Annotated in this window: 16 protein-coding genes; 7 read left to right on the top strand and 9 right to left on the bottom strand. The window is 61.6% G+C overall.

The genetic code is table 11. The features are described from left to right. The first annotated feature begins 3 nt into the window (after positions 1-3). Together ACZ500_RS14050 and ACZ500_RS14045 are read left to right on the top strand one after the other, a co-directional pair. Entirely contained in the window at positions 4-480 is a 477-nt protein-coding gene (locus ACZ500_RS14050; protein WP_464227967.1) for a (2Fe-2S)-binding protein, read from the top strand. Further along, complete coding sequence (locus ACZ500_RS14045) at positions 477-1328, top strand: FAD binding domain-containing protein (RefSeq protein WP_464227966.1); 852 nt, start codon at positions 477-479, stop codon at positions 1326-1328. Before ACZ500_RS14050 ends, ACZ500_RS14045 begins: the two co-directional genes overlap by 4 nt. Before the next feature lie 26 nt (positions 1329-1354). On the opposite strand, the gene hisC is transcribed toward ACZ500_RS14045, so the two are convergent. Beyond that, the gene (hisC, locus tag ACZ500_RS14040; RefSeq protein WP_464227965.1) at positions 1355-2470 is read right to left on the bottom strand and encodes a histidinol-phosphate transaminase; all 1116 of its coding nucleotides are present in this window, start codon (positions 2468-2470) and stop codon (positions 1355-1357) included. Next, positions 2467-3789, bottom strand: coding sequence for a hypothetical protein (locus ACZ500_RS14035; protein ID WP_464227964.1), 1323 nt, complete (start codon positions 3787-3789; stop codon positions 2467-2469). The genes hisC and ACZ500_RS14035 overlap by 4 nt, the downstream gene beginning before the upstream one ends. Before the next feature lie 79 nt (positions 3790-3868). On the opposite strand from ACZ500_RS14035, the gene ACZ500_RS14030 reads away from it, so the two are divergent. From ACZ500_RS14030 to ACZ500_RS14010, 5 genes are all read left to right on the top strand, one after another. Next, complete coding sequence (locus ACZ500_RS14030; RefSeq protein ID WP_464227963.1) at positions 3869-4000, top strand: hypothetical protein; 132 nt, start codon at positions 3869-3871, stop codon at positions 3998-4000. Between the two features lie 392 nt (positions 4001-4392). Then, positions 4393-7086, top strand: a complete 2694-nt coding sequence (locus ACZ500_RS14025; RefSeq protein ID WP_464227962.1) for a DEAD/DEAH box helicase — start codon at positions 4393-4395, stop codon at positions 7084-7086. Positions 7087-7264: 178 nt separating this feature from the next. Continuing rightward, a complete protein-coding gene (locus tag ACZ500_RS14020) occupies positions 7265-8443 on the top strand; it encodes a hypothetical protein (protein WP_464227961.1) in 1179 nt (392 codons plus the stop codon). A gap of 138 nt (positions 8444-8581) precedes the next feature. Further along, positions 8582-8935: an SAM-dependent methyltransferase gene (locus tag ACZ500_RS14015; protein WP_464227960.1), complete on the top strand. Its 354-nt coding sequence runs from the start codon at positions 8582-8584 to the stop codon at positions 8933-8935. A gap of 495 nt (positions 8936-9430) precedes the next feature. Continuing rightward, positions 9431-11671, top strand: coding sequence for a TonB-dependent receptor (locus ACZ500_RS14010; RefSeq protein ID WP_464227959.1), 2241 nt, complete (start codon positions 9431-9433; stop codon positions 11669-11671). Here ACZ500_RS14010 and ACZ500_RS14005 read toward each other — a convergent pair. The 7 genes from ACZ500_RS14005 to ACZ500_RS13975 all read right to left on the bottom strand — a co-directional run bounded on the left by ACZ500_RS14005 (position 11662) and on the right by ACZ500_RS13975 (position 22759). Further along, positions 11662-11898, bottom strand: a complete 237-nt coding sequence (locus ACZ500_RS14005; protein WP_464227958.1) for a hypothetical protein — start codon at positions 11896-11898, stop codon at positions 11662-11664. The two genes, ACZ500_RS14010 and ACZ500_RS14005, sit on opposite strands and share 10 nt — an antisense overlap. A gap of 81 nt (positions 11899-11979) precedes the next feature. Next, positions 11980-12831, bottom strand: a complete 852-nt coding sequence (locus ACZ500_RS14000; protein ID WP_464227957.1) for an ABC transporter ATP-binding protein — start codon at positions 12829-12831, stop codon at positions 11980-11982. Continuing rightward, positions 12822-13859 carry a FecCD family ABC transporter permease gene (locus ACZ500_RS13995; RefSeq protein WP_464227956.1) on the bottom strand — a complete coding sequence of 346 codons (1038 nt, stop codon included), beginning with the start codon at positions 13857-13859 and terminating at the stop codon, positions 12822-12824. Before ACZ500_RS13995 ends, ACZ500_RS14000 begins: the two co-directional genes overlap by 10 nt. Further along, entirely contained in the window at positions 13856-15652 is a 1797-nt protein-coding gene (locus tag ACZ500_RS13990) for a radical SAM protein (protein ID WP_464227955.1), read from the bottom strand. The genes ACZ500_RS13995 and ACZ500_RS13990 overlap by 4 nt, the downstream gene beginning before the upstream one ends. Beyond that, positions 15633-16310, bottom strand: coding sequence for a class I SAM-dependent methyltransferase (locus ACZ500_RS13985; RefSeq protein ID WP_464227954.1), 678 nt, complete (start codon positions 16308-16310; stop codon positions 15633-15635). Before ACZ500_RS13985 ends, ACZ500_RS13990 begins: the two co-directional genes overlap by 20 nt. 15 nt (positions 16311-16325) lie before the next feature. Continuing rightward, the gene (locus ACZ500_RS13980) at positions 16326-17435 is read right to left on the bottom strand and encodes an ABC transporter substrate-binding protein (RefSeq protein WP_464227952.1); all 1110 of its coding nucleotides are present in this window, start codon (positions 17433-17435) and stop codon (positions 16326-16328) included. Positions 17436-17623: 188 nt separating this feature from the next. Continuing rightward, positions 17624-22759, bottom strand: coding sequence for a RecQ family ATP-dependent DNA helicase (locus ACZ500_RS13975; RefSeq protein WP_464227951.1), 5136 nt, complete (start codon positions 22757-22759; stop codon positions 17624-17626). Between the last annotated feature and the right edge of the window lie 167 nt (positions 22760-22926).

Raw genomic sequence — 22926 nt, 5'->3', positions numbered from 1 at the left:
GCAATGGAAATCCGCTTTGTCTTGAACGGGAAAGAAACGCGTCTGGACACGGCTCCGGACCGGCGGGTGGTCGACCTCCTGCGGGAGGACCTGGGGCTGACGGGGACCAAAGAAGGCTGCGGCAGCGGAGAGTGCGGGGCCTGTGCGGTCCTGGTGAACGGGGAAAGCCGTCTCGGCTGCCTCATGCTGGCCGCGCAGCTGGATGGGAAGACTCTGACGACCATCGAGGGCGCCGCAGAGGACGGCCGCCTCCGGGCGCTCCAGGAGGCCTTCGTCCGGTGCGGGGCGGTGCAGTGCGGCTTCTGCTCGCCCGGCATGATCGTCGCTGCCGCGGACCTCCTGGGGGCGGACCCCGACCCCGGCCGGGAGGCGATCCGCGAAGGCCTGAGTGGCAACCTCTGCCGCTGCACGGGGTACGCCAAGATCGTGGATGCCGTTCAGGCGGCGTTCGAGACGCTGCAGGGAGACCCCATCCCATGAGAGACGTTTTTTCCCCCGAGAGCCTGGAGGCGCTTTGGCTTCTCATGGAAGGGGAGCCGCAAGGGGTGCTCCTTGCCGGAGGGACGGACCTCCTGGTGAAGGTGCGGGCCGGCAGGAGCGATCCCGCCGCCTTCATTTGCCTTGAACGGATCGCCGAACTCCGCGGGGTGCGCGAGGGGGAAAGGGATCTCTGGATCGGGGCCTGCACGTCCCATGCGGAGTTGATCGGCCACCCCCTTGTCGAGCGGCACCTTCCGGTGCTCCACCAGGCGTTGCGGGGGCTCGGCTCCCCGTTGATCCGCCGGATGGGGACCCTTGGCGGCAACATCTGCACCGCCTCCCCTGCAGGGGACACGCTCCCGCCTCTCTATGTCCTCGATGCCGTCCTGGAGCTTCGAAGCCGGAGCGGGATGCGGCATGTGCCGATCGGGGAGTTCATCACGGGTCCGGGGAGGACGCGCCTCGAACCGGGTGAGATCCTGGCGGGTGTCCGGGTGGAAAAGCCGGCAGGGAGGCAGGTGCATCACTTCGAGAAGGTGGGGCAGCGCAAGGCCATGGCCATCGGGTTGGCCAGCATGGCCGCCCGGCTGCGGGTATCCGTGGACGGCGTGGTCGAGTCGGCGCGCTTCGCCTGGGGGAGCGTCGGCCCGACCGTCATGACCTGTGACCCGGCGGAGGCGCTGCTTGCCGGCAAGAGGCCCTCGCGGGAGGTGTTCGAGCAGGCCGCCGCGCTTGCGAGGACGGCCGTGGCCCCGATCGACGATGTCCGAGCATCGGCCGAATACAGGCGCATGGTCTCGGGCAACCTCATGCTGCGGCTCCTCTCCCTGGGGGCGCTGCTTCCCTGAAAGCAGCGGCACGGTTTCCCGCCTCCTCAGGCTGGTGGTTTGAGGATCTTCTGCAGGGCCTCCACCAGGGCCTCCAGGGCCTCCATGTGGGAGAGGGTGATGCGGATGTAGTTCGGGAAGCGGAACCCGGTCATCGTCCGGACCATGACGCCCTCCGCCATGAGCCTCCGATAGGCGAGCGTGTCGCTCATGGGCAGCCTGACCATCATGAAATTCCCTTCCCCGACCACGACGGGCAGGTGCATCCGCGCGAGTTCGCGGCCCAGGAAATCCTTGCCCTGCCGCACCATCGACCGCGTCCGTTCGATGTGCTCCGTGTCCCGGATCGCCGCCTGCGCCGCCTCCTGGGCCAGGACGTTGACGGAGTAGACGGTCATGGTCTTCCGGATGGTTTGAACGACTTCCGGACTCCCCGCCAGATAGCCGATGCGGAGCCCCGCCAGCCCGTACATCTTCGAAAAGGTCCGGAATACGACCAGATTGGGGTAGTCCTCCATCAGCGCCATGCCGTCCGGGTAGTCCGCGCGGTCCACGAACTCGCAGTAGGCCTCGTCCACGACGACGATGCGCCGTCCGTCTATGGCATCCAGAAAGGCCCGCATCCGTTCGGTGTCCCAGTAGGAGCCGGTCGGGTTGTTCGGGTTGCAGACGAAGGCGATCTTGGTGCGGTCGTCCATCCTTTCCAGCATGGCCTGATCGTCGAATTCGAAATCCTCGAGCGGAACCAGCCGCGCCTCGAGCCCCGAGAACTCGGCCACCCATTCGTAGACCGCGTAGGTCTTGTCCGCCGTGACGATGTTGTCCCCCTGCTGGCAGAAGGCCTTGATCACGCAGGTGATCACCTCGTTCGCGCCGTTGCCGACGATGAACTGGTCGGGGTGCTTCCCGAAGGTTTCCGCGAGCGCCGTCCGGAGGTAGTAGCAGTCCCCGCTCGGATAAACGGCTGCGGCGGGCGGCGGGAAGCGCTGGATGATGCGCTGCGCCTCCGGCGGGGGGCCGAGGCAGTTTTCGTTGTTGTTGAGGCGGTAGAGGCGGTCGCACCCATAGAGCTTCTTCAGTTCGGGATCCGGCTTGCTCGGGATGTAGGCCTCGAACCGCTGGATGTAGTCGGGGACGAGTTGCTGCAGGGCCACCCCGCTCATTTGGAGCCTCCCCTTCTCGAACGCTGAAAAAGCAGGAGATCGGACACGCCGCCATAGGGCATGACGATGCGTGGTTCGAAGCCTTCCTCGATCAGCATCGGGGTGAACCGCACGTGCCAGGGGTTCCCGAGATCCATGGCGAACAGGATGTTCGAGAGGGATTCCTTTTCGAGCAGCGCGAGATGATCCGCCAGGTTCTGTTCTGCGTCCCGGCTCCACCAGATCGGATGAAGCACCGCTTCGTCGTGAAACGGATCAAGTTCCACGAAGATCACCGAGTAGGGGGAGGCGGTTTCTCCGAGGTCGCTGACGGTGCGGATCCTGCGGGGCAGGGCCAGACGTCTGTATTCGCCCGAAAGAAAAGCCGTCAGGTCCGGGTGGCACCAGACCGCCGTTCCGAGATCCTCCTCGATCTGCCGGTAGTAGAACGGGTTGGACCGGATCTTCCCGTCCTCCCCCCGGGGCTCCAGAGTCCCCAACAATTCGAACCATCCTTCCGGGATGTGCCGGGTCGGGTGGCGCAGAATCAGCCCGATTCTGCCGGTCCGGGCCAGGGAAGCGATGCAGGCCTCGATCAGATCCTCGGCCATCCGGGAGGTGTCTTCCTGGCCGAAGATGTAAGGGCCTGCGGCTTCGACGACCTGGTTTCGAGAAAGGTGAAGGAGGATCCCGCCGCCGATGTTCCCGGTCTGGTCGGCGGCGATCAGGATGGCGAACTCGCCGGCGGCGGCCATGTCCACCACCTTGCCGGGGAAACGGAAGGCGAGGGGGAGTTGGGCGGTTTGATAGAAGGTCAGGGCCATGTGGACGAAGGTCTTCAACTCCTCCGAATCGGGGGGACGGACCGAAAACGATTCAAGGGGCTTCGCGGTTCCGTTCCAGGTTCCGCCGACCTCCGGATAGGCCTTTTCCTTGATGAGTGTCAGCATCAGGCCGTCCGGCACGTTCTTGAATCGGAACCCGTCGACCATACGCGAGGCGATGATCAGACCGGTCTCTTCGAGGCTGGATTCGTCTTCAGGCGAGACGCGCGCCGTGAGGTTGAAGGCCCGCAGATCGAGGTCGCGGTCCGGGAGCCGGAAGGTCTCCTCGACGCAATACACCCTTTCCTTGCAAAGGATCTCGATCTCGCCACCTTTCGCAGGTGTCCTCGAAAGATGCCCCACGATCTCCTCGGTGGCGAGCGTCAGCGCGAGGACGCTTTTTTTATCCAGATCGAAGGCGGCGGCGGATTGCTCCGCGAAGGCGGCCGCCAGGTGAATGAGATCGGGGTCGATGGTCATACGCAGCGCTACCTGGCGCATCGGTTTCGGCGTCACGATTCACTCCTTCGGGCCTTCACAGGGCGCTGCCCTGTCAAAGGCAATGGCAGAAAAGCAAGTTCGTTTCCATCCGGAAATGGTCTTTTTTGCCAATCTCGGCGTCAATCTGCACGTTTGCTTGTGCGGCGACCTAGAGGTCGCCTCCGCGCAAACGCTTGATTTCCTTGATATTGGCAAACCGGGACCCGCCGCGAAGCGGTGGGACTGAGCACGCGAAGCGTGTGAAGAAAAAATCCTCATTTCCGGATTGGAAACTGGGTTGGACCGGGAAATCTTTTCCGGATGGATACAAGTTCTCTATCCCAACCCTTCTACGAAAGGAAATATCCGCACCGCTCGATCGTCGACTCGCTGGTGTTCGCGTGACGCCCGCGCGAGGGGTGTCGTCGAAAGAAAAAAGAAATGAGATGTGCTTGGCCGAGAAATCATGTAATTTCTCCAAGGGCTGTTTTTTCCGTAGGCCCGGATGGAAACGTTTTTCCTGTTCTGTTCACCCTCAGCGGCGCAGGCTGATCGGCAGACCGCGCTCTGGTCCGGCGCCCTGCCGATTTTTAGCTGAAAGGCCTCCGATTGTCCACCGTTTTACCCGTGTTCACCGCGATGAAGAATGATCAGGACACATTGCGCATCAGATTGACCAGGGGCGGCGCCTTGCGGCTGGAACTGCAGGAGGCCCTGCCGCCCTCGCGGACTTGGGAGGCGCTGCAACGCTCCTTCGAGGCGGACTGGCGCTCGGGGCTTTTCCTGCTGGCAGCGGAAAAGATCTCCTGCGACGGATGGCCGACCCTGCGGTTCTGGCAGGATTGGGCGGCGCGGTATCTGACGGCCCTGTGTCACGTGCCGGCGGAGATGGCGAGCTTCGCGGTCGATCCGCCCGCGGACGAGGCGTGTGAGGCGCAGGTCCTGGCCGCCCCGCCTATGCGCGGTGGGGAGTATCTCACGGCCGATGTCCTCCGGGGCGTGTGGTTCGAACTGGACGGCTGGGTTCGCAGTGAAATCGAAGGCGGGCAGGGACTTGAGGCCTTCTTGACCACCCGTGCGCCCCAGTGGCGGCAGGTCGGAAGGGTCTGCTTCCATCTGGCCGAAAACCGGCAGGACGAGCGGCGCCCTTTCGCTTTTATGGCGAGCTTTTCCACGGGTTTCGGGGCCGCCGGGCAACTGAAATACCTGGCCCTCGGGAAGGCCCTCGAGCAGTATGCCGGTGCCGGAAACCGGCCGGCCCTCATCAAGCTGCTCGCCCCGGTGCACCGCGCGGCGGAAATCTGCGCCTGGGTGCAGGAGTTGACGGCGTCCCGGCGGATCTATCAGCCGATGGCCTGGTCTGCGGAGCAGGCCTACACCATGCTCCGGAGCGTTCCGCTGCTGGAGGAGGCCGGGCTTTCGGTCCGGCTGCCCAACTGGTGGAAGAAGCGTGCCCGCCCCAGGGTGAGCGTGAAGATCGGCGAAACCCGAACGACGCTCGGGACCCGGGCGCTCCTCGATTTTGACCTTCAGGTCGCACTGGGGGATCGAACGCTCTCATCCGAAGAAATGCAGGCGATCCTCGATGGAGCCGACGGGCTGGTCTTCATCAAGGGCCAATGGGTGGAAGTCGACCGGACGAGGCTCCGGGAGGCGATGGCCCATTGGGAAAAGGTCCGGAGATCCGCCGGAGAGGATGGAATCTCTTTTATCGAAGGGATGCGTCTGCTCGCGGGGGCATCGGCGGATCTGAAGCACGAAGAGGAGGCGGAGCGGCACCGGCCGTGGTCGGAGGTCGCCGCCGGCGATGCCTTGCGGGACATCCTGGCGGGCCTGCGGGATCCAGGCCGATTGGCTCCTGTGGATACGGGCGGGGCGCTGAAAGCCGAGTTGCGGCCTTATCAGCGGGAGGGGCTCAGTTGGCTGCGGTTTCTGAGCGGACTCGGGTTGGGGGCGTGTCTGGCCGACGATATGGGGCTCGGGAAGACGATCCAGGTCCTGGCCCTGCTGATCTGTGCGGCACAGGAACCTGCCGGAGCGCAGCGGCATCCTGCGCTGCTCGTGGTGCCCTCCTCGCTCCTCGGGAACTGGCGGCAGGAGGCGGCGCGCTTTACGCCGGATCTCCGGCTCGTTTTTGTGCACCCGGCCGAGACCGACCGCCGCACGCTCGACCGGATCATTCGCGAGCCGGCCCGCCTGGCCGAGGCCGACCTGGTGGTGACGACCTACGCCATGGTGCACCGCCAGCCGTGGCTGGCCGATCGGCATTGGCGTCTGGTGATCCTGGACGAGGCCCAGATGGTCAAAAACCCCGCAACGCTTCAGAGCCGGGCGGTCCGCCGGCTTTCAGCCGATGCGCGCATCGCCCTGACCGGGACGCCGATCGAGAACCGGTTGGCGGACCTCTGGTCGCTCTTGGATTTTTTGAATCCGGGCCTCCTGGGGTCGGCAGGGGTCTTCCGGAGCTTCGTCAAGGGCCTGGAGGCGCGCCCCGAGAATCCGTTCGAGCCGCTCCGGCGGCTGGTAGGCCCCTACATCCTGCGCCGCCTCAAGACCGACCGGCGCGTGATCGCCGATCTCCCGGAAAAGACCGAGATGCCGTGCTATTGCACCTTGACCCGGCAGCAGGTCGCCCTCTATGAGAAGACGGTCCAGGACCTGAGGGGGGCGTTGAGCCTGGTGGAGGGGATAGCCCGCCGTGGGCTGGTCCTTCAAACGCTCCTTCGTTTGAAGCAGATCTGCAACCATCCGAGCCAGGTCACCGCCGACGGCGATTATCGGGCGGAGCGGAGCGGGAAGTTCGTGCGTCTTTCCGAGATCGCCGGAGAGATCGCCGAGCGCCAGGAAAAGGCCTTGATTTTTACACAGTTCCGGGAAATCATCCCGGCGTTGGCGGATGTGCTTGCGGCGGTTTTCGGGCGGCCCGGGCTGGTCCTGCACGGCGGAACGCCCGTCAAGCATCGCAAAGGCCTGGTGGCGCAGTTCCAGGACGAAGACGGCCCCCCGTTTTTCATCCTTTCCCTCAAGGCGGGCGGTACGGGGTTGAACCTGACGGCCGCTTCCCATGTGGTGCACTTCGACCGCTGGTGGAATCCGGCGGTGGAGAATCAGGCCACCGATCGGGCCTTCCGCATCGGTCAGTCGTGCAATGTCCTCGTGCACAAGTTTATCACGCGCGGCACGGTGGAGGAGCGCATCGACGCCTTGATCGCCGAAAAGCGGCAGCTGGCCGAAGAGGTCCTTTCCTCGGAGGGTGAGGTGAACCTGACCGAACTCTCAGACGATGCCCTGATCGAATTGGTCCGTCTGGATATCAGCCGGGCGGCTGCCTGAGGCTTGGAAGGGACGTCGTTCGTGCGGAGGCGACCTATAGGTCGTCGCACGAGCGAACGCGCAGATTGACGCCGAGATGTGCAGAAAAGACTATTTCCGGACGGACACCAAGCTTGCATTTACAGCTGCATGGACGCGCGGAGCGTTCAATAGAGTGGTCAGGAGGAGGTGATTCCCGATGGCGAGACGAGGAAGAAGGCATAACAGCTACTGGCCGCCCTACGTACCAGTCGCCGAAAAGCGGGCCAGGGCGGCCCGGCAGGCGCAGAAGTTGATGAAGAAAGGGACGCGGATCGATCCGGTCGAGATCGAGGGGCGCACCATTACACGGAGTTTCTGGGGTAACGGCTGGTGTGAGCACCTGGAGTCCTTTTCGGACTACAGCAATCGCCTGCCCCGGGGCCGCAGCTATGTCCGGAACGGCTCGGTCTGCCACCTCGAGATTCTTCCCGGCTGCATCGAGGCCCTGGTGAGCGGAAGCTCCCTTTACTCCGTTTCGATCAAGATCCGCGAACTGCCGGCCCGGACCTGGAAGGGGATCAAGGGTCAATGTGCGGGGCAGATCGGTTCCATGCTCGAACTGCTGCAGGGGAAAGTCTCGAATGAGGTCATGCGGATCGTGACGGATAGAGAAAAGGGACTCTTTCCCGGCCCCAGGGAGATCACATTCCATTGCAGCTGTCCGGATTGGGCGGTCATGTGCAAACATGTGGCCGCAGTCCTCTACGGTGTCGGGAACCGGCTCGACGACCGGCCCGAACTCCTTTTTCTGCTTCGCGGGGTGGACCCCGAGGAGTTGATCGGCGCCGAGATCGTTTTGCCGGCGGCCGCGGCCGAAGGCGCAGGCGAATTCCTCCCCGAGGAGGATCTGGGGGAGATCTTCGGGATCGAACTCGAGGCGTGCGACCCGAAACCCCGATCCGCAACGTCTAGGAGGCGTGCGACGGGAAAGGACGATGCTCCGGCTGACCCGGGCAAAAAGGCGCGGCTCCGAAAACCCGCCGCTCCTCCACCGCGCTTCAAATCTCCCGCAAAAGCTCCGCCGAAATCCGCCTCTGTGCCGGCCGCCGTTAAACGTCCCGCCCCAGCCGCGAAGTCCAGGCAGGTGCGGGTGCCGCCTCCCGCGAAAGCGCCTCTGCGCACCCCTCCGGTCCCCGTTCTTCCGCGGCTGCGCCCGTCCGGTCAGTCGGTTGCCCGCCTGCGCCGGACCTTGAAGATGACCCCCGCCGAGTTCGCGGAGCGGCTCGACGTGACGACCGCCACCGTCTACCGTTGGGAGTCCACCGTCGGCCGTCTCAAGCTCAAGGACCGCAGCCTGCAGGCCCTTCGCATCCTGGCCGCTCTGGCAAACAAGTAAGCGGATCGGGCGCCAGACCCGGACGTCGATGACCCGCGGCCGTCCTGCGAGCCGGCGTGCTATGAAGGGCTGGAAAGGCGAGGCGCCTCGATCCCTCGCGACCCAACAGCCTTTTTGAGGGCGGCCGCTGCCGGTTGAATGACGCGGCAGGGAGGCGGCCATGGATTGTGCGGCATCCTTGTGGCCGCCCCCTGGATGCTGCTGCAGAATCCCTCCGTCGTCGAATCGGCGGGTGCGGCGGGAGGCACCATCTGCATCTTTATGGGGTTTTCGTCCCTCGATGATCTGACCCCGGTTCTCCTGCGGGGCTACCAGGCCGGGACCCCGGCCAGGCTGGTGTACAAGGCGGGTTACGCAGAGGAGGAGCAGGTCGTTCCGACCACCCTCGAAAAGCTCGCCGAAACCGCCCGTCGACAGAAGGAGCGGTACCTCGGTCTGATCTATGTCGGCCCCTGCCTCAAGGGCGACGACCGGAGCGAGTGCCCCCTCTGAAGAGGGCGGGCGGAGCGCCCCCGGGGGACGAAGCGCGCCGGGCGGGTTTTGCCGCATCCCGGTAAAGGGTTGGTGGATCTTCGCCTCGCCGCCTCGCCGGAGCCAAACTCGAAGGGAAAGGCGGACAGAGAGTTTCCCCGATAACTCTGTTCTGGAGGGAGTCTCTTGAAAAGATGGACCCCTCCGCAACAAAGCAGAAATTTTTCTTGACTATATATTCCATATTGGAATATTACATAACGGATTAAAGAGGCCCGGCACCCTGGCTCCTAGCCGGTTTCCATCCAGAGGAAGGCCTTTTGCCGGATATGAGACAAGAATCCTTCCTCCCCGACTGAAAACGTCGTCATCCCCAGTCGATCATTTCAGGATGGATACGAGATCTGCCACGGCGGTGGAGGCTCGCCGGCGCCATCTTTGTGAGCGGAAAAGAAACATCGAAATCTTAATCGCTTACGCATGTCTTGAGCGAGACGACCTGAAAGGAGATTCGAAATGAGACGGTTGTTCCTGGCGGTGCTTTCAATGGGTTGTATCCTGTTGAACGGTTTGGCGTTTTCAGCGGAAGAGGTTGTCTCTTTGCCTGATATCATCGTGCAGGGCGAGTTCGAGGAAGCCGATTTTGTGGGACCGATGTTTACAGAAACGAACACCAAAACAAAAATCACGGAAAACGGGATGAATGTCCTCGGGACAGGATCCACGATGTCCGTGCAGAAAACAATCAATCTCATGCCCTCGGTGAATCAACAGAGCGTTGATCCTTTCGGTCTCGGGGATATCAGCAATTATCATGAATCGTTCAGATTCAGAGGGGTGGAGGCAACCGGCGGCGGCAACCCCGCCTCCCCGGTCAATGTGGAAAACATCCCTATCAGTGGGAGGCCGGGGGGAGGAGCCAACATCTACGATATGGAAAACTTCAAAAGCGTATCGATCTACAAGGGAGGGCTTCCTGCCGATAAGTCTTTCGGTTTGACAAGTATCGGCGGGAAAATTGATATGGAGGTTAAGAGGCCTTCAGAAGAATTCAGCTTCGATCTCAAACAGGCATTTGGAAGTTATGACGCAAGGAGAAGTTTCCTTCGCCTCGATACGGGATTACTCCCTTCCGATACTGCCGGGTTTTTGTCGTATTCCAACACGAATGTAGACAAGTGGAAAGGCGAAGGACATTCCGGCCGAAACAATACCATGGCTGGTTTGACACAAAGGATAGGCAACAATATTGAAATTGAAGCATTCTCCATATATAACAATGCAAAAGTAAATACATACAGGCCACTCAGTTATAAGCAAGTATCTTCGTTGGATAAAACCTACAACTTAGACTATGTAAATGACAAAAAAGATTATTTTTATTATGATTACAATAAGAACGATTTCGTAGATTTCAATTTCTTTTTAAATGCAAAATATAATATTTCAAATGATGCTAAAATAAACGTGAAACCATTCTACTGGAATGACCATGGATATTACTCTGAAACAATCACCATGAAAAATGGACAAAACAGAATCAGAAGATGGGATACAGATCATGATATCGTAGGCGTTCTGGCGGAGTATACCCAGAAAATCCGATTATTTGATTATACTATAGGTTACTTCTATCTGGAACAGGAAAAGCCGGGCCCACCGACATCATGGAAATTGTATAAGCTCGATTCCGGAGAATTGGTTTTCGACAAGTGGCAAATACTTTCCAATTCTTCAAAACATCGTCAGCATGCTCCGATAGTGTCAGGGAAATATTCTTGCGGTCGATTGACGCTGGAAGGGGGTGTCAAATATCTGCGATACTCAATGCCGGACATCACTACCTACGACGCAACCGGTATCCCGGATGTAAGCTATGAGGAAGCGCTTAATTTGACTACGTCCATCGAATCGAAGGCAAGTGCGGCTTCAAAGGATTTTGATGAAATTCTTCCCAATTTTGGTTTGAATTACAAGTTGAAAGATTCTTTGAGCTGCTATTTTTCTTATGGCAGAAATTTCGGTATGAGCGTCGCTCTTTATCCTTATTATATTTCCCAAAAAAGCGAATTTTACAAGCAAGGCATAACATTACAAGATCTATGGAATAAACAGGAACTGGAAATAGCCGATAATTTCGATATCGGTTTGAGATATATCTCAGAAAAGCTCTATGTTGTTCCAACGATCTATTATGCCAGGCACAAAAACAAGGCTGCCACTTATTATGATGACTCGCTTGGAGTCAGTTTTCCTGCCTCCATTTTCGATGCCGAGGGATACGGGTTCGAACTGGAAGCAGGAGCCGTTCCTGCCAAGAATCTGTCTCTGTATGCATCCTTCTCTTACAACCGGTTCTATTTTTCTCAGAATATTTATAATCAGGCAGGATCCGTCGTGTCGATTGACGGGAATCAAGTGCCTGACGCCCCGGAATTTCTGGCGAAAGCGCTGCTGAGCTACAGAATCGGCAGTTTGTCACTGTCTCCGATCTTGAGATATACCTCGAGCAGGTACGGAGACATCTTGCAGACGGAAAAAGTGGACGATGCGTTGATAGTCGATTTCGATATTACCTATACGACATCGATCCCGAAGATAAATATCCGTGAATTGGATGTTTCTCTGTCGTTCTACAACCTGATGGATAAAGAATATATCAGCATTATCAATACCTCCGATTATCAGACGCTTGGCTCCACGTATCAAACCGGCGCCCCTTTTACCGTCTTCCTTTCTGCCGCCGTTCATTTTTGAGTGGATAGATCGTTTCCATCCGGAAATGATTCATCCAGCACGACCCGGTTTCCAATCCGGAAATGAGGATTTTTTTCACACCCTTCCGGCGCCCAGCCCCACCCCTTCGGGGCAGGTCCCGGTTTGCCGATATCGAGGAAACGAAGCGCTTGCGCGGGGGTGATCTTGTGGCTGTCGTCGTACAAGCAAGCGTGCGGATTGACGCCCAGATTGGCCAAAAAGACCATTTCCGGATGGAACGAGATCGGGTTCTTATGCTGGTTCGCCTCCTTGAAATCGTTGAGGTTGCAATGAAAGGGAGGCTGCTTTTATGCCAAGCGGGCGGCGAAGGCGGCCTCGCCGCCCGCGGCTTGACCATCGGCTTGACGGTGACGACCGGGGTCGAATCTCGGGATGCAAACGTTTCTGCCCGCCTGGGAGACATAGCACACGTCGATAGGGACGCCGTAGGCCTTGAAGAGGTTTCCAGGGCTGATGACGCTTCCGGCTTCTCCCACAGCGAGGAGGCGACCTCCGTAGATCAGTGCGATCCGCTGGGAGAGCAGGAAGCCGTGATCCGGAAAATGGGTGGTCATGATGACGGATATCCCCTCTTTCGACAACGATTCGAGCATCGAAAGCACTTTGATCTGGTTGGATATATCGAGATGAGAAGTCGGTTCGTCCAGGAAGAGAAGCCGCGGACGCTGATTGACGGCCCTGGCGAGCGTAACCATCTGCCTTTCGCCGCCGCTGATTTCGGAGACGCTCTTCTCCGCAAGATGCGCTATCCCCGTCTTCTCGAGTGTCTGATGCGTCATGCGGATGTCCGAGCGTCCAGGCGTCCTGAAGATGGAGATGTGAGGGGCGCGCCCCATGAGCACGAACTCGAAGACGGAAAAAGGAAACACGGTTTGGCTTGTTTGGGGAACGTAACCTGTCGCGGCGGCGACAGCCGTCAAGGGCAGACGTGAAATGTCCTTCCCGGACAGCAGAACGGATCCTTCGGACAACGGCATGAGATTGAGCATGGATTTGATCAAGGTGGATTTGCCGGCCCCGTTGCTGCCCAGAATGGAAAAAATCTCCCCCTCCGCGATCTTGAACGAGATGTCGCGAAACACCGGTGTTCGTCCGTCATAGGAAAAGGCGGCGTTTTTGACCTCGAGTATTACAGCCATCCAACCTGTCTCCTCATCATCAGCCAGGCGAAGACCGGCGCTCCGATCATGGCGGTCAGGATGCCCAGCGGGATCTCTGTGGGAAAGATGGTTCGGGACAGGCTGTCGACCAGCAGGAGGAAGACAGCACCGATCAAGGCCGAGGCCGGCAGCAGTTTGCGGAAGTCGGGGCCGACCAGCATCCGGCCGATATGCGGCACAACCAGTCCGATCCATCCGATGATCCCGCTGATGCAGACAGCGGAGGCGGTGATCAGCGTGGCGCAGATGAGGATGATCCTGGTCATCCATTTCGTGTTGACGCCGAGCGCCTTGGCTTCGTCGTCGCTCATCGTCAGGAGATTCATCCTCCAGCGGATGATGAAGAGAACGAGGCAGGATGCCGCTACGGGGGGAGCCGCCATTCCGACGTCTGTCATGGAGACGGATGAGAGGCTTCCCATCAACCAGAAGACGATGGCTGGAAGGGTGTCGTAGGGATCGGCGACATACTTGAGCAGCCCCACCAGGGCCGAGAAGAGTGCGCCGACGATGATTCCTGAAAGCACGAGTACCAGAACGGGCCCGGATCGAATCATGCGGCTCATGGTGTAGGCCATGCCGACGGCGCCGATCCCGAAGAGAAAAGCCAACCCCTGGACGAGTGCTGGAGGGGCGGAAATGAGGATGCCGATGGCTGCTCCAAAGCCGGCCCCTGAGGCCACGCCCAGGATTTCCGGCGAAACGAGCGGGTTTTTGAAAAGCCCTTGAAAGCTGGTTCCGGCTACGGACATGCCCGCACCGATCAGGGCGGCGGCCAGGATGCGAGGCAGCCGGATCCCGAAGATGACCGTTTGGTGAATGGTCGGGGCGGATGGGGCCGTAGCCCCGAGTACCCACTGGTTCCACAAATCGCATGCCCACAGGAAAAACGCGGCGCACACCTCCCCGGGTGTCATTGGGTAGCGCCCGACGAAGAGAGACGTCAGGAGAAGGCAGGCCGTGACACCGATCAGCACCGACCAGAAGATGAGTCCGGGTTTTTTCATCTGTACAGGTCGCCGTTCCAATCAGAATCCGAGGCGGCGCCCATGTGGACCATCGACGGCTCCTGGTAAAAGGAGCGATTGGCAACGAATTGCTCGGGGGAGGCCTGATAAAACGTGCGATAGAAATGACCGGCTTCTTCATCGAGGTCGAAGTCGCATCGGTCAGGGTGAAGCGCATTGGCGATCTGCATGAGCCCCAGGATCCATCGCGGGTTTCCGAAGTCCCACCCCGGTCTGATGACATGGATCCGCCCGTGGCGCACGGCATCGATCCAAATGCCATCGGCCTCGCACATATTGCGGAATTCGTCGGCGGTTGAAGAGAGCAGACCGGAGACGAAGATGTGTTCCGGATTCAGCTGCAGCAGTTCCTCTCGGGAGAGGTTGACCCCCGGTTTGCCGGATCGCTGAATGCGTTTGTTGACGCAGTCTCCGCCGGCAAAGGCGACGAGCTGAACCTCCAGGCGGTCTTCGTTGAGGGCGAAGAAGGGGGTGCTCATGGCATAGTAGGCGCGGGGTTTCTTCCCATCGAGGACGGCTCGGGCAACCTTGCTGCAGCGCCCCTCCATATAGCTTCGGAGGATCGACGCGTTGTCTCTCCGGTGGAACCTGCACCCCATTTCGGTGATCAGGTCCAGATAGGTGTCGATGCGGTTGATCTTGTTGTGGAGTTGGTCGATGTCGTTGTGCGCGATGGCGCTGTGCCACACGCGGGAGACTTCTTCCTGCGAGGTGATTCCCAGGATCCCGCAGAGGGCGCGGATGATTTCGAGGCCCCGGGTGAAGCGGTAGCCGCCGCTCATGCCGAACTCTTCAAAGGCCGTGTCGCGGACAGGTCCGATCAAAGGCAGCTTGTGGCCGCATCGGCAACGCCCATCCGGGGGATATGAGATCAATCGGCAGCCCATGGGGCCGTAAAATTGCCGGTAGACGAGCAGCCTGCCGCATTCCGGACAGTGGGTGTGCAGGTAGGAGGTCCCCGGCGTGTTGAAGAGGTAGGTGTAGGGCAACAGGGTCCGCACCTGCTTGCACAGGGCCTCCGCCTCCAGGACGGTAGGTTCCTGGTGGATGGGAGCCTCCCCGAAAGGCAGAAAGCGCATGATCTGCATGGAAATGCTCCTTGAAATCTGCGCCAGTTTTTCAGCCGCCAGCAGGACCTCCGATTCGTTTCCCTTGGCATACATGATCGAGATTTCGATGTGGACCCCGGCATCGTGTAGAAAACGGATATTCCGGAAGACGGGATCCGCCGAGGGGACGCCGCACAGACGATACGCCTGGTCCGTTGCGCCTTTCAGTCCGCAGTTGACGAAATCGACGGCCTCGGCCAGCTGCGCGAGCGTTTGAGAGGTGTGATAAACATTGGAGGAGCACCCCACCAGAAGTCCTTCGGACCTGGCTGCTGCGGCAAGCGAGAGAAAGGACGGGTGGCAGACCGTCGGATCGTTCATGCACCAGACGATTCCTTCGCAGCCCATGGCCTTGGCCTGTTCCACGAGGTGCTTTGGCGCAAATCGGGTCAGGGCGGGGGCAAAGAGATCGATATGGTGGGTAAACAGATCCGAAACACAGCCCATGCACGAGAAATTGCAGCCGATCCCTCCGAGTTGGAGGAATTTGGCCCTGGGCCGGAAATGGGTCATGGGAATGGTCTCGATGGAGACGGGGATGGCCGCTATGTAAGAAAAGGGAAAACGCTCCTCCAGGACACCCTCACGGTTTTGGTACATGCCGCACGAGCCGGAAAGGCCGGGGCCCAGCCTGCACCCGATTTCACAGATCCCGCATTTCAAGGTCGTTCTCCTTTCTGATGATCATCCAGAATCCGGAGTCATCTTTGATCGTGTCGAAGAGAACACCGGAGGCATTCAGGGCCGACAGGAATTTTATCCGCGTGTCTTCACCGAGATTCCGGTCGCGGAAGGAACGCCAATCAGACTGCAAGGACATCATCTTTTCACAGATGCGATCCCGCAGGTCGGCGTTGCCGAAACCTCCGCCGATGTAAGCCCTGCCCTTCGGCGCCAGGACCCGACCGATTTCTTTGAAGGCATCTTTAGGCCGTTCCCAGAAAAAAACCGATCCACGGCTCACGATCAGGTCGACGGAGGCCTCATTCAGAGGCATGCGATGCACATCGCCGCAAAGGAGGGTGAAGCGGTGCGGAAACGGCGTTGCGGCGATGTGCCGTCTGGCCTTTACGTGCATGGGCACTGCGGCGTCCATCAAGATCATCCGCAGGCGGGTGATTTTCGCCAGGGCAAGGGCAAGCAATCCGGGGCCGCTGCCGATTTCCACGCAGCATCCCTGGGTGATTCCCATACGCTGGACGATTTGCTCCGCTATGACGGGGTAGATCGGTGCAAAGACTTCAACCGCCGTGCGGTCCATTTGTGCGGCGCCTGCCTCGTCGAAGCGCACCCTCCGGTTCTGGGTCGGGGCTGATTCCATCCTGGCAGTCCTGCTTCAATCGGTGTTGATGTGGGTGTTCAGCAAGTGCGACAACTCGCGCTCCGTCAGGCGATGGTGATAGAAATCCGCATAAAAGCGCCGGGTCAGTTCTTTCAGATCGCTTTCGGGGAATCTATCCGGATACAGCACGGCAGCCGTCCACAAGATCCCGGGAATCGTGGTGATCCCGGGCGGCCGGTCAAACCAGCAGAACGGGCCGTTCGGAACCAGATACACCCGTTTGCGTTGGACCGCTTCGACAGTCCTCCACAGGGGGTTCTCGGCGATTTCATCGAAGATGGACCGTTGCTCCGCAATAATGACCTCCGGGTTCCAGTGAAGCACCTGCTCCATCGAGACCCTGGTCAGGCCCATCCCCTGTTTCAGGGCGCAGTCCGCCACATTGACCCCGCCGCAAAGGGTGATCAGGCGGGCGTGGCGCGAGCCCGAAGGGTCGGTGGAGAGGCCGTCCGGCCGTTCGGCATAGTAGACCCGGACACGATCCTTCAAGGGGATCGTCTGGATTCGATCGGTGACGGTCCGCAGGATGTCCTGATGAACGGCCGCTAGTTCGCGGGCCTTCTCCTGTACGTCCAGGATATTGCCTAAGAGACGTATCGATTCGTCGACACGGGTGATGTCGTGGGAACCCGATACCCCGATCACGGGGACAGCTCCGAAGTTTCGTTGAAGATTACGGACGTTCTCCAGGCCTTCTTCGAACGGATAATCCAGCATGCTCTGATAAAGAACGACATCGGGTTTGAAGGCGAGCATGGTTTCATAATGGCCGCTCTGGAGACCGAACCACCCCCCCACCACGGGAAGCTCGGCGTACTGCGCTGGCAAATAAAGCCCATCCGGCTTGAAGTTCCATCCCAGCAGCTTTTTGGGCGCCAGCATATAAACGATGTTGGTGATGGGTGGATAGGTTGAAAGCACTCGATCGATCTGTTTCGGGATGACGACCGGTCGTCCGAAAGCGTCGACGACGGTCCTGGTGGGGGATTCGGCAAGACAAATGGCATTGATCGGTATAACGAGCAGGAGAAAACAGAAGACGACGGTGAAGCATCGCAGCCCCTTGCGGCTTGGGCGCGTCTTGGTGGGGGTCGGATAAGGCATGCGCTGGATCCTTTCGATTACGGGCGCGGCGAATTGAAGAAAAGGGGTGGGTCTCTTATTTCAAAATAGAATATTCCATAATGGAATTCATCGTCAAGTTTTTTTCTCGTCTGTATTGCGATAGTGCGTGGGCGGTTTCAAGGAGGATCGGCCGGGAGGGGCAAAAAGGAGCGTTTCCGGGTTGAAGATTAAACGGCGGGTCGTGCCGGTTCGAAGGCGAGCTGGAAGAGGCCGGTGTACCAGGGGGCGGAGCGGGTGCCGGGGCTCGGGGGGTGCGGGGCGTCCTTTTCCTGCCGGGCGACGGCGGCCAGGAAGCGCAGCCTGCGCAGCCGTAGCCCCTGGGCGAGGATGCCCTCGTACCGGGCCTCGCCGCGGGCCGAAAGCCGCGCGATGGGCGTGAGGTCGTAGCTGATGAGGTAGTAGCGGCCGGGTTTGACCAGGGTGAGGGCCTCCGCGGCCCCCGGCTCGATCCGGCGCAGGATCGGCTGGGCCTGCTTGATGAAGCCGGGAAGAGACGGGAACGAGATCACCACGTCGCGCAGGTCCAGGTCCCAGAGGCGCGTGTGGTAGTCCCGCTCGTCTTCGGCGTCGAGCGGCGGGTCCGCCTCCCGGTAGACGACGGCTTCGGGACCGGCTCCGGCCAGTTCGGGGATGAAGGGGTGCGGGTCCCGGCGCTCGTAGAAGACCGTCAGGTGCCGCATGGCGCGGGTCACCGCCACGTAGAACAGGCGCCGCTCTTCCTCGTGCCCCGCCTTGTTCCGGACGGGCTGCCCGGCGATGATCACGGCCGGGAACTCGAGCCCCTTGGCGGTGTGCAGGGTGGCCGCCAGGACGCTTCCCCGGTCCGTCTGATACAGCTGGCGGACGTCGCGCGAGGCGTCGTACACGTAATCGATGAAATCGGCGACCGGCAGGTCTCTTCCCATGGTTTCATGCAGGTGGTTTTCGAGGATCGAGCGGAACATCCCGATCCACATGTTCTGCGGGGCGTAGCCGCTTTCGGAAGCCAGCTCCTCGACCAGCCCCCGCAGGGCGGCCGCGCTCATCACCTCTTTGCGGCAATCGTTCAGCGTGTCCAGGAACAGCCGGAACTCCCGGACCGCCGTCAGCGGCAGCCGGCGCCCCCTCAGACCGCGGACGGGGAGCCCCAGCCGCCGCGCCAGCATGAGGAGGGTGTCCAGCTCGCGGTTGGTGCGGCAGAGGATGCTCACATCCCCCGGGGCCAGCTCCGGGTCCTCGGAGAGCAGCCTTTGGGCCTCCAGGATCGCGCCTTTGAGGCAGCTCAGATGGTCTGGGGCGCCCACCAGCCCCACCCGGTGAGGGACGGCGCGGTTCGGCCCGTTCTCGGCGCAGACGATCGGGGCCGACTTGATCCGGTCCTGGTTGCGGGCGATCAGGGCATTGGCGGCCGCTACGATGGCCGGGCTCGACCGGTAGTTCCGCGAGAGCTCCAGGGTCTCGGCGCCGTAATCCTCCTGGAAGCGGCGGATGAACCGGACGTTGGACCCCTGCCAGCTGTAGATGTTCTGGTCGTCGTCTCCGACCGCCGTCAGGACGGGCCTGCGGTCCGCGTCGCTCTCCTGCCTCCCGGCCAGGAGGGAGACGAGCCGGTACTCGAGCTCGTTGATGTCCTGGTATTCGTCCACCAGGATATGGCGCAGGCCGGGCAGAAAGGTGTCCCGCCAGGGCCTGAGGCCGCTGTCGTCCCGCGCGGCCGCCTCGAGCATCTGCACCGCCTCCTGGAGCACATCCTGGAAGTACCCGGCTTCGGGGTCTTCCGTCCCCTGAACCGGGCCCGGGTCGAAGATGCGCCCCGTGAGGAACATGGCCAGGCTGTGGTAGGTGCGCACGCGCACCCAGGCGCCCTCGGGGCCGAGGAGCTCCCGCAGCCGCAGCTTGAGCTGGGTGACCGCGTTGCGGTTGAAGGCGAGGGCCAGGATGCGCTGGGGCTGGATGCGGTGGATCCGCACGAGGTAGGCGATGCGGTGGACGATCAGGCGCGTCTTGCCGGAGCCGGGCCCCGCCACGACGAGGATGTTGCGCCCTTTGGCCGCCGCTACGGCCTTTTCCTGCACGGGGTTCTGGAGGTCCGCGACGATCCGGCGCCACGATTCGGGCGTCGTGGGGATCTCGAGCTGCTTGTACTGGCCCTTGAAATAGAGCTGCTTGAAGGGTTCCCGCAGCAGGTTGAAGTAGTCGGCCACGAACCTCCCGGCCTCTTTGACCGAGTCGAGGGCCAGGGCCACGTAGCGGTCCATGATGTGGATCTGGGCGATCCGCTCCTTGTAGTGATCCTCGAGCGGCAGTAGTTCCTCCTTGTAGAAACGGTCCTCCTTGCCGGCCAGGACGCGGATCGTGAGCGCCGGGCGGAAGACCGTCAGGCCGCTCTGCAGGGCGATGGCCTGGATGGCGTGCAGCGCCAGCAGGCCGTGTTCCATGTGCTGGTTCAGGTCCTTCAGGTAGCTGGTCGTGAGGTTGCTCTTGAGGGCGGCGATCAGCTCCCCGCTCCGGAAGGCGGCCAGAAGGTCCTTGCCGCGGGCGTTGGTGGGGAGTTTGCGGATGAGCGCCTCCAGGATGACGCCGCAGACGGCCCCGCGCTCGGCGACCTGCTTCCGCAGCGTCTCCCAGTCCGTCTTGAACGCGAGCCCGCAGGTATCCTGGCTGATCTGCCAGCGCCTCAGCAGCTTGTCCTGGATGAGCACGTCCAGCACCCGCATCAGGCGGTCGGGCCGCGCTTCCTCGATCCCCCTTTCCTTGAGGGCCTGGGAGGAGCGGCGCACCCCGAGGATATAGGGGGTGTCGCCGCCGATGTCCGGTTCTTCCTCCTCCATCAGGGAGAGGAGGGCCTTTTCGAGGTGCAGAAACCCTTCGAGCCGCCGCCTGGAGTCGTTCACCACCCCCACGTGCACGTAGGCGGTCAGGTTGAGGTCGTGGTTCAGGAGCCCCGCTTCGCGCATGGATCTCAGGGTGGCGACGAGGCTCCTGGGCTCGAGGCCCGTGGCCTGGCTCAACCGGTCGGTGTTGAGGAGTTCCTTGGGGTCGCTTTCGAGAAGCACCTGCAGGAGGGCCAGCCAGGCAGCCTTCCGGTTCTCCGACAGGCCCAGGGCGGCCATCCTCCCCTCGGCCTCCGCCAGGCTCCGCACCAGGACCTGGCCCTGGATGACGCTTGTGCGGTTGTCGCCCCGTTCGAGCTTTCCCTGCCGCTCGAGCCAGGCGAGGGCCGTCCGGGTGCGGATGTCGTAGGAGGGGTCTTCGAGCGTCAGGTTCTCGAGCCCCTGCTCCTCCACGGCCTCGCTCCCGAGGAGTTCGCCGGCCGTGACCACGATCGTCCGCTCCGGATGCCGCTCGGCCAGGTGCTTGAGCCCGGTCAGGAGGCCCGATATGTCGCGCCACTCGAGCCAGCTCTGGGCGCTCAGCCAGAACTGGGTTTCGAGGTCTTCGGGGGTGAAGAGCAGACAGCAGACGGCCGGCTTTTTGTCCCGTCCGGCCCGGCCCGCCTCCTGGAGGTAATTCTCGAGGGAGCCCGGCACGCTGTAGTGGATGACGGCCCGCACCTCGGGCTTGTCCACTCCCATGCCGAAGGCGTTGGTGGCGGCGATCACCTGCAGTTCGCCCTCCAGGAAGCGCTCCTGCACGCTCCGCTTGTCTTCAGGGCTGCGTCCGCCGTGGAAGTAGTCCGCCAGCCACGAGCGCTCCCGCAGCCCCTCCGCCACCCGTTCGGCGGTGCTCCGCGTGGCCGTGAAGACGATGCACCCGTCCCGCGGCCCGCTCGCCTGGAAGATCTCGCGCAGGAGCTGGTCCACCATCTCGATCTTCTCGTTTTCGGAGGCCGCCTCGACGCTGAACCGGAGGTTTGGCCGCTCGTGCCCCCCCTCGAAGACCTCCAGCTCCAGCCCGCCTTCCTCCCGGAAATACCCGCAGATCTCTTCGATGACATCCTTCTTGGCGGTGGCGGTGAAGCAGACGATCTGGGGCAGGTCCGCCGCCCCCTCCGAAAGGAGTTCCCTCAAAAACTTGACGATGAAGAGATAGTCCGGGCGGAAGTCGTGCCCCCACTTGCTGAGGCAGTGGGCCTCGTCGATGACGACCAACCCGATTTCACGCTGCTTGAGGGTGGCTTTGACGGTCGTGTTGCGCATCTGCTCGGGGGCGATCCAGACCAGGTCGATGTCGCCGAGGCGGATGCCTTCCAGGGTCCGGGCGCGCTCGAGCATGGTCAGGAGGCCGTTTACGGCCCCCACGTTGGCGATGCCGCGCCGCCTGAGGCTGTCCACCTGGTCCTTCATGAGGGATTGGAGCGGGGAGAGGATCAGCGTCAACTGGCTGCGCTGACGGGCTCGCATGAGGGCGGGCAGCTGAAAACAGAGGGATTTCCCGGAGCCGGTGGGCATGACCGTGAGGCAGTTCCGGCCCGCCAGGATGCGCTCCACCACCTGCTGCTGGAGCGGCGGGTCCTCGCCCCGCACCGGCAGGAAGCGCTCGAAACCGAAGAACCGCTGCAGGGCCTTCCCGGCGTGGTGGTGTTCGGCGCAGTAGGCGCAGCCAAGATCGCCGCAAGCCGACGCCCGCAGCTCGTCCAGGTGCATCGGAATCACGGGGAATTGCCGCCGCACCCAGGGCGGCAGCACGGAGTTGCCGCCCGCCACCCCGAGCCAGGCGGCGATGTAAGCCAGGGCGGCCGCCGTCTGCGGGTCGCGGAAAAGCTGTTCGAAGACCGCTTCGCTCCGCCGGAGGCAGACCCTTCCTGCCGCGATTTCCATCCACGCCCCCTTGAGTGCGGTCTCCTCCAACGGCGGCGCGCCGCGCAGCGCCGCGAAGAACCGCGCGTAGAAGTCCGCCGGGAAGGTCCGGTCCAGCAGGCCGCCGAAAAGCCCGAGGGTCCGCGGCGTCATCCGGCCGAAGGCCTCGACCTGGTCGGCGAAGAGGGAGGCCGTGCAGGCGGCGTCTCCCACCGGGTCGTTGGCCGACTCCCGGATGATCTTGTAGTCCTTGACCAGGCGGTGATAGGGGTTTTGCGGGAAGGCGAGCGGCGAGAGAAAAAGGGTGTCGAGCAGGGGCGATTGCAGCAGCCGCAGGTCCGGGTGGCGCCGCCGCAGATAGGGGATATCGTGACAGGCGAGGTTGTGCCCCAGCAGAAAATCGGCCCCCTCGCAGAAGGCGTCCAGCTCCGCCAGCGCCCTTTCGAGGCCGCCTCCACCTCTGCGGGCGAAGGTGCGCGTCCCGTCGGCGGTGACGGCGCCAATCTGGAGGATGCGGTCTTCGCCGGGATGGATTTCGAGGTCGATCGCAACGAAGGAGAAGCGGGGGGGCACGCTGATGCTCATGTCAGGTGGTCGGTCTCCGATCGTTCAGAATTCTGCCGGCGCCCGGGGCGTTCGGTCAGGAAAACCTCCCAAAAATTACAACCATACATCACCCGCCCCGAACATTCAAGTTCTCCGGTAAGCGGTCCGGAAAGCCGATGCCGAAGCCTCTTGAAAAGGTGCCGGCT

The sequence above is a fragment of the Desulfatiglans parachlorophenolica genome (assembly GCF_055394735.1).
This window is presented reverse-complemented; position numbering and strand designations above follow the sequence as displayed.